Source organism: Chthoniobacter sp. (genome assembly GCF_040003245.1).
Taxonomy (GTDB): domain Bacteria; phylum Verrucomicrobiota; class Verrucomicrobiia; order Chthoniobacterales; family Chthoniobacteraceae; genus Chthoniobacter.
On sequence record NZ_JBDUCX010000246.1, the window covers coordinates 1 to 9,888 of the forward strand.

Sequence of the window (9,888 nt, forward strand, 5' to 3'; positions counted from 1 at the left end):
TCTTTGGTAGAGCGACGGGGTTCTTCGACTCCGTTACACTCCGCTCAGAATGACAGATGAGGGAGAGCGGTACTTTTCCCCCAGCCTCTAAGGTGCGAGTTCGACGTTCGAGACGCCGTTCGCGCCCGGGTGCAGGAGGTTGTTCGAAAAATGCAGGCCTTGCGGCGCCGACGGCCCGCCTTCAATGCGGACGGCGTACTTGTAGCGTGGCGGCTCGACCTGCGGCCGACCATCCACGATGACCTGATCGCGACCGGTGTCGTAAACGATGTTGCCCTGGACGACGACATCGGACAGCGGCGGACCATCCGCCCGCTGCCCGTGATCGAAGCGCAACGGATTGCCGTCGTTGCCCCACATCCAGTGCGCATGGCCGTAGCCGAAGTCGGAGATGATATTGTTGGCGATGATCGAGCCGCCATCCACGTTGGCGGGCAGCGCTGCTTTGCCGTCATGCGCCGGGGTCGCCACATGGGAGGCGGCCCCGGGCATGAGTCCGATGCTCCATAGATCGTTTTTGATGAACTGATTGCCGATGATGAGCACGTGGCGCGAACCGTGCATGGCCTTCATCCCGATGAAAGCGTTGTTGACGATATTTTGCGAGACGACGACATGGTCGGCGTGGATGTCCAGGCCTTGCGCGGCATTCTCGATATAGTTGCCGAGCACCTGCGTGCAGTCGCTGACCTCCGGCGCATTGACGACGATGGCCGAGCCCTGGTGCCAGGCATTCATGTATTCGTCGTCCCACACCTTCTGGTTGGTGAGGATGCCTTTCTGGGCGTTCTTCTTCACGAATTTGCCGAGGTCGAATTCCTTCTGGATCTCCGGCGTAGGCAGCAAGTGCAGTTCGATCACCCGGTTGCCCTCGATCAGCGCTCCGACGCAGCGGTCGACCGTGATGCCGGTGCCATCGATGCACTTGAAGGCGTAGCCCAGCTCCGGGTTGGCCGTACGGTCATCGACGCTGATGCGCGTGTAATTTTGCACCAGGCAATGGCGCACCTGGCTGGCGGCGCATTCCCGCAAGGATATCGCCGCAGCCGCCGAATGGTTGTCGATCACCCGCAATTCCTCCAGCACGAGATCGCGGCACTGGGCGGCGAAGACGCCTTCGGAGCGGCTGTCCATCTTCCCCTCCGCGCGGGTGAGGGTCATCTGCCGCAGCCGGACGCCCGAGGCCCGCTCGACGGTGATGATGGGCTGATCGGGATTCGTTTGAATGATCCGCCCCGGCCCGAACAAGCCGGCATCGTCGCCGTGAATGCGAATCTTCTCCGAGATCACATAATCCCCCGCCGGCAGATAGACACTGCGGCCGGGATTGGCATCGATGGCTTCCTGGATGGAGTGGTATTGGCTGACCGAAATCTCTCCCGGCATGTCATTGGCGAAGCTGGATGCGAAGAGCGCCAAGCCAGCGCCCGCAGCAAGGGACATTGTTTTCATGAATGATCGCGCGCTCATGGCTTCGCCGATGGGGCCTTGAGCTTTTCTACGAGATATTGCGCCGCGGTGGCGTGCAGCACTTCTGTCGCACCGGGATAGACCAGCTCGCACGGCACACCGACCTCCCGGCATTTCTCCTGCAACTTCACGCCGAAGTTGGCCGAGTGGGCCGGACTTTCCTGCGGCTGACCGAGGGCGGGCGGAGTGTAATAGCCCAGATAGACCGGCGGGTCGTCCGCACTGACCGATGCATAGGGTGAATACTCCGCAATCCACGGCAGGATCGATTCCCGGTTGGCGAGAAACTGATCGGCCGGAGCGAGCTTCTGCGCGGGGTCGCCTTTGAAGCCGAAGGCGTGAGCGCCATAGTTATTGTTCGGGATCCATTCCTTCATCTGCGCCGGGTCGAGTGACGTCTGCGCTTTCACCACGGCCACGCACCAGAGCCGGGTGGACTCGCGCGCGATCGGGTCGTCGCTTTTCGGATCGGCCATGTCGGGATGAAACGCCAGCCAGAGCGAACTGCACGCGCCCGCCGAACTGCCGGTCGCGCCGATGCGTCGCTTGTCGATCTTCCAATCGCCGGCCTTGCTGCGGACAAACTGCAAGGCGCGCGCGGCGTCGGAGAGCGGTCCTTTCACGGGCGGCACCACTTTCTCCGCCTCGGCGTCCGGGATGAACCGGTAGTTGATGGCAACGACCGAAATACCGGCGGCGAGGTAACGAGAGACGTCGTTGAAAACCGACTTGTCTCCATTCTGCCATCCGCCGCCGTGAATGGCAAAAACCACCGGCGTCGGTTTGTCAGACGTCGCTTGATAGAAATCCATCACCTGCCGCTCGTGCGTGCCGTAGGGGACATTGGCCAGCGTCGGCTTCGTCACGGGGATTTTCGACACAGCTTTCGACGGCCCGGGCGTCTCTGCGGCGAGGCCTGCGACGGCTGTGGCGAAGGCGAGCAAGGTCAGCGCGAAACGTGGGTGTAGGGAAGGAAGGCGAATCATGGGGGAGTTCAGGAGGGCAACTCTGGCACAGGGAGAGATAGGAATTGATCCCATCCATTATATTGGATACATCATCCATCATGAAAGAACTGCTATCCGATGTGAATCAACGCATCGCCGGGCGAGTGGGCCAGTTGCGATCCGCGCAGGGCCTTTCCCTCGACGTGCTCGCCCGCAAGAGCGGCGTGAGTCGCTCTATGATTTCGCTCGTCGAGCGCGGGGAAAGCAGCCCGACCGCGGTCGTCCTGGAAAAACTCGCCGCGGGCCTCAGCGTGACGCTGGCCTCGCTGTTCGATCCACCCGCCACGTCCCCCAGCGGACCGATCGCCCGACGCGCTGATCAGCCCGAGTGGCAAGACCCCGCCTCGGCTTATGTCCGGCGTAACGTCTCGCCGCCGGGTGTGCCGCAGCCGATGCAGATCGTCGAGGTGCACTTTCCGCCGGGTCAACGCGTGGCTTTCGAAACCGGCGGCCGCGACGTGCGCGTGCATCAACAGGTGTGGATGCTCGAAGGCGCGATGGACATCACGCTCGGCACGGAGCGCTACCGCTTGCGCGGGGGCGATTGCCTCGCCATGCAACTTGGTGGCCCGACGCTGTTTCACAATCCCACACGAAAACCGGCGCGCTATGCCGTGGTGATCGCCTCCGAACCCGCCTTGAAACGATGACCGCACCCACTTGGTCCCTGCGACGCCTGCCCACGCTCGACGCGGCACAGATCGAGGCCCTGGCGGACGTGTTGATCGACTGCGTCGAAGGCGGCGCCTCGGTGAGCTTCATGCATCCCCTCACCCGCGACCGCGCCGTGGCGTTCTGGCGCCGCGTGGCGCAAAGCGTGGCCGCAGGCGAACGCGCGCTGTTGGTCGCCGAGGATGCCCACGGCGTGTGCGGCGCCGTACAGCTCAGCTTCGATCTACCCGAGAACCAACCGCATCGCGCCGATCTCTCGAAGATGCTGGTGCATCGCCGCGCCCGCCGCCGGGGGCTGGGCGCGGCGCTGATGAAGGCCGCCGAAACCACCGCGCGCGAATGCGGCAAGACGCTGCTGGTGCTCGACGCTGTCACCGGAGGCGACGCTGCCCGCCTCTACGCGCGCTTGGGCTGGGTGCGTGTGGGTGATATCCCCGGCTTCGCTTTGATGCCGGAAGGCGGCCTTTGCAGCACGACGGTCTTTTACCGCCAACTCGATCCGTCATGACGCAGGCATCGCTCGCCCGCCAGCTCGCCGGCAGCCCCGCTCGGCCGCCTAAACACCGGTCTCCGTCACCCACTTTACCGCGCGTTGATAAAGCTCCGCGGCGTTTCTAATACCCAGCTTTTCCCGGATGCGTTGCCGATACGTGTCGACTGTGGTCATGCCAAGGTTGATGCGCTGGGCGATCTCTCGTGAATTCAGTCCACGACCGACGAGTTGGAAGACTTCGATTTCCCGGTCGGAGAGCACCTCGATACCCGCCGGTCCGCCCGTCTTGCCCGAGGCGTCCATCTTCTCGAGAATGGATCCGGTCACCCGTTCGCTGACGTAAATACGTCCCGCGATCACACTGCGAATCGCCTTCACGACTTCCAACGGCGGTTCCTGCTTGGATATATAACCCCGGGCTCCCGCCCGCAAGACGCGCTCCGCGTAGAGCTGCTCTTCATGCATCGACACGACCAGCACCGGAAAATGCAGGTCCCGCGCGCGCAAATCCTTGATCAGCTCCAGCCCGCTCGATCCCTGCAGCGTAATGTCTACGAGGGCGGCGTCCGGCATCGTTTTCTCCACGAGCGCCAGCGCATCCTTGATGTTGTCCGTTTCGCCACAGACCGTCATCTCGAGATCGTTTTCGATCAGTTGCACCAGCATGGCGCGAAAAAGCGGGTGGTCCTCGACGATGAGGATTTTCTTTTTTTCTTCGGTCGATGATTCACTCATGAGGCGGGGGCGGTCAGGTTGGGTTGGCGATCGGGAATCTCACACGTCACGACGGTTCCTCCACTCGGATGCGAATCGATTTTCAGTTCGCCCTCCATGGCTCGCGCCCGATATGTCATCGAGTGCAGGCCGATCCCTCGTGTGCCGCTCGCCACCTGGGACATGCCTTTCCCGTCGTCGGCAATGACGAGCCGGATGACACCCTCACACGCACCCAAGGTGATGGATATTCTTTTCGCGGCACCGTGCTTCAAGGCGTTGTTCATTGCTTCCTGGGCAATTCGGAAGAGATGCATGCCGGCCTCCGGGTCGGCCAGCAAAGTCTCCCCAATGTCATCGAAAGTGATCACCTTGCCGGTGAGATCGGAGGTGGTCTTCGCGAGATCTTCCAAGGCGGCGGCCAGACCCGTGCTGTCCATCTGCACCGGAAAGACGGTTCTGGCCAGTCCGCGCGTCAGGGCCACGGCTTCCCCGACCAATTCATGGATTTTTTCCGCTTTCGCGACCTCCGGTTGGTCCCGTTCCCGCAAATCACTCGCCAGGAAACTGGCCGCGTAGCCAATCGCCGCCAGATGAGGCCCGAGACTGTCGTGCAGGTCCCTCCCCAGACGTTGTTGCTCCCGCTCGCTGGTCCGCAGGATTTCGCGCTCCAATTGTTGCGCGCGTTCGAGTGACGCAATGCGTTTGCGGTCCGATTCACGCTGGGCCTCCATGGCCGCCACCGCGACGACCAGGACGCAGAAGTAGAACAACCGGTTCGCCATCGCCATGGCCAATCCCCAGTTGGTTCGGTACGGATTATCCTGCACCTGGGCCAGCCACCAAATGATGGAACAAAAGATGGCAAAGGCGAAACCGATGCGCATCCCTGACTTCCACACCACCGGGACAATCGGCACCGCGTAGAAGAGAAAAAAACTCCATTCCCATCCGGTGATATAATCAACCCACCCAATCAGCCCGACCAGGCTGGCGGCCTCGCCAATAACGAGCCATTCCGGCTGGCGGCACAGAGCTTCGCGGGAGGACATGGCTAAGTGAATAACATCCCGTACACAGTCGGGCAACAAATCAACGGCTTCCCGTCGTTTAGCTCGATGGAATCCAGTCAGCAGGCCGGGGATGTTCAGCGCTCTGGGCAAGAGATCGTCAGTCGTTAAAAGGAAGATGGCCTACGAGGCGAGTGAGATGCATGCATGCCGATCGGAAAGCTGCCCAGTTGAGACGCGCTCTCTCCTGGGCGCAAAAATCTTGCCTTGTAGGCAAATTTGCTACGTCCTGCGCCTTGCTGGCGGGCCTCTCTCTTCCGCGGTAAAATCCTTGGCTATTCTTCCCGATGCGGTGAACGGTGCGGCACTTGAATTTACAAAACGATTGCGCGGTCGAAAATCTGGCCGAGCTCTTTGGTCGCTGCCGGGAGGAGATCATCAGCGAATGGCGAGTCCGTGCGGGCGTGCTCCTGCAGGATCTGAACCTGGATAGGCCGACGATCACCGATCATCTTCCCGACGTCGTGGCGGAGATCATCCGCGACCTTGTGCTGGGACGTGACGGCGCTCTTTCCAGCGAACACACGCGGGGCAGTCCACCGGTCCATGGAGTCCAGCGCTTCTACGATGGATTGGACGTGGGCGAAGTGGTCGCCGAGTACAATCTCCTGCGGGTGGCTTTTACCACCATCGCGGAGCGAAATGGCCTCTATGTCATCGGCGATACGGCGCATATCATCAATCATCGGATCGACGAAGCGGTGCGGCTGGCGGTGACGGCCTTCGCCGCCCAGCAGGCGCTCATCCGCAAAGAACGGGAGAGCGATCATCTCGCCTTCCTCGCCCACGATCTACGCACCCCTCTTAATGCGGCCTCTCTGGTCGTCGACGAACTGCGGCTGACCCTCGACGAAAAGACGCTGGGCGAAACGGGCGACCTCTTCGAGATCCTCCGACGCAATCTGCGGCGGGTGGAAGAATTGGTAAAACGCGTGCTGGAGAGCAGTGTGCAGGCGTCGGAAATGGGCAGTTCCTTCAGTCCGGAGCGTCGCACCTTCGAACTCTGGCCTCTTGTTCAGCGCCTGATCGTCGATCTGCGCTCCGTTTCGTCGAAACACGATGTGACCGTGATCAACGAGATTCCGCGCGACTTGGTCATGTTTGCGGATGCGGGACTCATCTCCCAGGTTTTTCAAAACCTGCTGGGTAACGCCTTCAAGTATGCCGCCCGCGGACGAGTCATGGTGACAGCGGCGCAGGAGGACGGCGCGGTGAGATGCGCGGTGCGCGACAATGGAGCCGGCATCCCGCTGGAGATGCTGTCCAGCGTGTTCGACAAGCTCGCCACGGACCCGGACAAGGAAGGAACGGGGCTGGGGCTGGCCATCGTAAAGCAGATTGTCGAGGCCCATGACGGTACGGTCTCCGCCGAGAGCATTCACGGCTCAGGGGCGACGTTCACCTTTACGATTCCGAACACCAGGTAGGATGCCGTTCTATTGGCCCGGCGCGGACGATTCCTTGAGGAACGTCTCCACCTCTTGATAGAAATAGTCCGGCTCGTCCAACTGGATGAAATGCCTGGCCTTCGCCGCGAAGACCACCTTGTGGTGGGCGATGGTCGCCACCTCTGCCCGGTAGTTGTCTTCCGCCTCTTTCTTTTGCCCGGGATCGGACACCGCCGCAGTGGCGCCGATGACCAGGACCGGCGTGCGGATGGCTTGGACCTTCGACCGCAGGTCGATGGTCATCAGCTCGTAGAAAGCCTGGGCGACTTCCTTGGGGTCGGACTTCCCGCTCCCCTCGGCCACCTTCGCAATGTCTTTCGGCGACGTGATCATCCCGGTCAGAAATCCCCGCACCCGAAACGCAAATTGCTCCGGCGTCTGGTCCTTGAACAGCGCACGCATGCCTTCCGCCTGCGGGATGATCGATTGCGCGGTGGCAGTGTTATCGAGCAGTGCGGCGTAAAAGGGCATCCCGTCCACCGCCACGATGGGACCGACCTGGTCGGGCGCGGTGGCGGCGACCCAGAAGGCCATGAATCCGCCGAGGCTGTGGCCAATGATGATCGGATGATCGAGGTGCTTTTCCGCGATGTATTTGATCAACCCATCGCGCACCGGTTCGAGGAAGGGTGTGCCGATCGCCGGTTGGCCGCCGAAGCCCGCGAGGGTGAGCACATGGCATTCGTAGCGGTCCTTGAAATGCTCGACCGTGCCGTCCCACACATTTCCAGAGCAGGCCAGCCCGGGAATGAGGATCATCGGCGGACCGGAACCCGTCACCGTCACGGAGAACGGCGCGATCTCCTTCTTTGCCGGAGTGGGTTTGGTTTTCGGCGATTCCCCGGCAGGGCTGCTGAACGCCAGAGCGAGCAGGAAGAGGAGCGGAAGGACGATTCTGGATGTCATAAGGTTCGGGGGCGAGGGTCTGCACTATGGACTTACACTCTTGCCCTCCGGTGGGGCGAGAGACTTCGACTGTCCGGTCAACTTCCGAATCACGACGTAAAAGACCGGCGTGAGGAACAAACCGAAACCGGTGACCCCCAGCATGCCATAGAAAACGGCGGTGCCGAGCGCCTGGCGCATCTCTGCGCCGGCTCCTTTGCTGATGACCAGCGGCACCACGCCGAGAATGAAAGCGAAGGAAGTCATCAAGATCGGCCGCAGCCGCAACCGGCAGGCTTCCACGGCGGCGGCGATGGCATCCTTGCCGTCCCGATGCTGGATCTGCTGGGCAAACTCCACGATCAGGATGGCGTTCTTGCAAGCCAGGCCGACCAGCACGACGAAGCCGATCAGCGTGAAGATATTGTTGTCCATGTCGCGCAGCCACACGCCGCCGATCGCGCTGAGCAGACACATCGGGACGATGAGAATGATCGCCAGCGGCAACGCCCAGCTCTCGTACTGCGCGGAGAGCACGAGGAAGACAAACAGCACGCACAGCGGAAAGATATAGAGCGCGCTGTTGCCGGCCAGTTTCTGCTGGAGGGTCAGTTCGGTCCACTCCGTCGAGAAGGCGCGCGGCAGATTTTCCTTCGCCAGTTTTTCCACCGCGTCGACCGCCTGCCCGGTGCTGACGCCGGGCGCCGGCTGGCCGGTCAACTCCGCTGCGGGAAACATGTTATAGCGGACGATCTTGTCCGCCCCATTGGTCTCGCGCACGGTGCACACGCTGCCGAGCGGCACCATTTTTCCGGCGCTGTTGCGGGTCTTCAAGAGCGCCACGTCTTCCGGCTGGAGGCGAAACTTCGCGTCCGCCTGGGCAGTGACGCGATAGGTGCGCCCGAAGAGGTTGAAGTCGTTGACGTAGGCGCTGCCCAGATAGGTCTGCAGCGTGTCGAAGATATTACTCAAGGGCACGCCCATGCTCTTCGCCTTGACGCGGTCGATCTCGAGATAGAGCTGCGGGACGCTGGCGCGGAAGGTCGTCAGGTTGCCCGCGAGTTCGGGGTTGGCATTGGCCTTCATCATCAAGCCAAACGCCTGTTTCTGCAGCTCGTCCAGACCGGCGTTGCCGCGGTCCTGGATCATGAGCTTGTAACCGCCGGCGTTGCCGATGCCACTCACCGGCGGCGGTGGAAAGACGGCGACGAAGCCCTCCGGCACCTCGGCGATATAACGTTTCTGCAGGCGCTCCAGCACGCCCATGGCTCCCAATTCGGGCGACTCGCGCTTGGAGTATTCCACGAGCGGCACGAACATCGTGCCCGTGTTCGTCTGGTTGCCGCCGAGCAGATTGAAGCCGGCAAACTCGACCGTGTTGAGCACGCCGGGCGTTTCGCGCGCGATCTTGGCCATGTGATCCAGCACCGCAGTGGTCCGCTCCAGCGAGGCCGCGTCGGGCAGTTGGACGAAGGCGATCACATAGCCCTTGTCCTGCGTCGGAATGAATCCCCCGGGCACGACCTTGAAGCCCAGCCCGGTCAGAGCGAGCAGTCCGACGTAGAACACGAGCACCAGGAAGGCCAGGCGGCAGAGGCGGCGGACGCCATTGCCATACACCCCGCTGCCCAACGAAAACACGCGATTGAAAATCCGGAAAAACCAGCCGAGCACGCCATCCAGGACCTTTTGAAACCAATCGCGGTCCGCATTCCGCGGGCGCAATAGCAGCGCGGCCAGCGCCGGGGAGAGGGTGAGCGAATTGAACGCCGAGATGACCGTCGAGACGGCGATGGTGAGCGCAAATTGTCGATAGAACTGTCCCGTGATCCCGCTCACAAACGCGGTCGGGATAAAGACCGCGCTTAAGACTAGCGCGACTGCCACGACCGGGCCGCTGACTTCGTCCATCGCTTTGCGCGCGGCGGCGCGCGGCTCGAGACCGTCCTCCAGATGATGCTCGACGTTTTCCACGACGACGATGGCGTCATCGACCACGATGCCGATGGCCAGCACCAGCCCGAAGAGCGAGAGGTTATTGAGCGAAAAGCCAAACGCCGCCAGCGCGGCAAACGTGCCGATGAGCGAGACCGGCACCGCGACCAGCGGAATGATCGTCGCCCGCCACG

General features: G+C 62.0%; 9 protein-coding genes. 3 read left to right on the forward strand and 6 right to left on the reverse strand.

Annotated elements, in window-relative coordinates:
* Positions 1-87 precede the first annotated feature (87 nt).
* A complete protein-coding gene (locus tag ABJF10_RS25265) occupies positions 88-1,443 on the reverse strand; it encodes a hypothetical protein (protein WP_348547398.1) in 1,356 nt (451 codons plus the stop codon).
* Between the two features lie 23 nt (positions 1,444-1,466).
* On the reverse strand, positions 1,467-2,456 hold the full coding sequence (locus tag ABJF10_RS25270) for an alpha/beta hydrolase (RefSeq protein ID WP_348547399.1): 990 nt from the start codon (positions 2,454-2,456) through the stop codon (positions 1,467-1,469).
* Between the two features lie 80 nt (positions 2,457-2,536).
* Between ABJF10_RS25270 and ABJF10_RS25275 the strand changes: the two genes are divergently transcribed.
* Together ABJF10_RS25275 and ABJF10_RS25280 are read left to right on the forward strand one after the other, a co-directional pair.
* Positions 2,537-3,127: an XRE family transcriptional regulator gene (locus tag ABJF10_RS25275; RefSeq protein WP_348547400.1), complete on the forward strand. Its 591-nt coding sequence runs from the start codon at positions 2,537-2,539 to the stop codon at positions 3,125-3,127.
* A complete protein-coding gene (locus tag ABJF10_RS25280) occupies positions 3,124-3,657 on the forward strand; it encodes a GNAT family N-acetyltransferase (protein WP_348547401.1) in 534 nt (177 codons plus the stop codon). The genes ABJF10_RS25275 and ABJF10_RS25280 overlap by 4 nt, the downstream gene beginning before the upstream one ends.
* A 48-nt stretch (positions 3,658-3,705) precedes the next feature.
* Here ABJF10_RS25280 and ABJF10_RS25285 read toward each other — a convergent pair whose 3' ends face one another.
* Together ABJF10_RS25285 and ABJF10_RS25290 are read right to left on the reverse strand one after the other, a co-directional pair.
* The gene (locus tag ABJF10_RS25285; protein ID WP_348547402.1) at positions 3,706-4,377 is read right to left on the reverse strand and encodes a response regulator transcription factor; all 672 of its coding nucleotides are present in this window, start codon (positions 4,375-4,377) and stop codon (positions 3,706-3,708) included.
* Positions 4,374-5,519, reverse strand: a complete 1,146-nt coding sequence (locus ABJF10_RS25290) for a sensor histidine kinase (protein WP_348547403.1) — start codon at positions 5,517-5,519, stop codon at positions 4,374-4,376. Before ABJF10_RS25290 ends, ABJF10_RS25285 begins: the two co-directional genes overlap by 4 nt.
* Before the next feature lie 215 nt (positions 5,520-5,734).
* Between ABJF10_RS25290 and ABJF10_RS25295 the strand changes: the two genes are divergently transcribed.
* Positions 5,735-6,853 carry a HAMP domain-containing sensor histidine kinase gene (locus ABJF10_RS25295; protein ID WP_348547404.1) on the forward strand — a complete coding sequence of 373 codons (1,119 nt, stop codon included), beginning with the start codon at positions 5,735-5,737 and terminating at the stop codon, positions 6,851-6,853.
* Positions 6,854-6,862: 9 nt separating this feature from the next.
* Here ABJF10_RS25295 and ABJF10_RS25300 read toward each other — a convergent pair whose 3' ends face one another.
* Together ABJF10_RS25300 and ABJF10_RS25305 are read right to left on the reverse strand one after the other, a co-directional pair.
* Positions 6,863-7,780: an alpha/beta hydrolase gene (locus tag ABJF10_RS25300; RefSeq protein ID WP_348547405.1), complete on the reverse strand. Its 918-nt coding sequence runs from the start codon at positions 7,778-7,780 to the stop codon at positions 6,863-6,865.
* Between the two features lie 24 nt (positions 7,781-7,804).
* The coding region (locus ABJF10_RS25305) for an efflux RND transporter permease subunit (RefSeq protein ID WP_348547406.1) at positions 7,805-9,888 on the reverse strand (2,084 nt) is incomplete at its 5' end.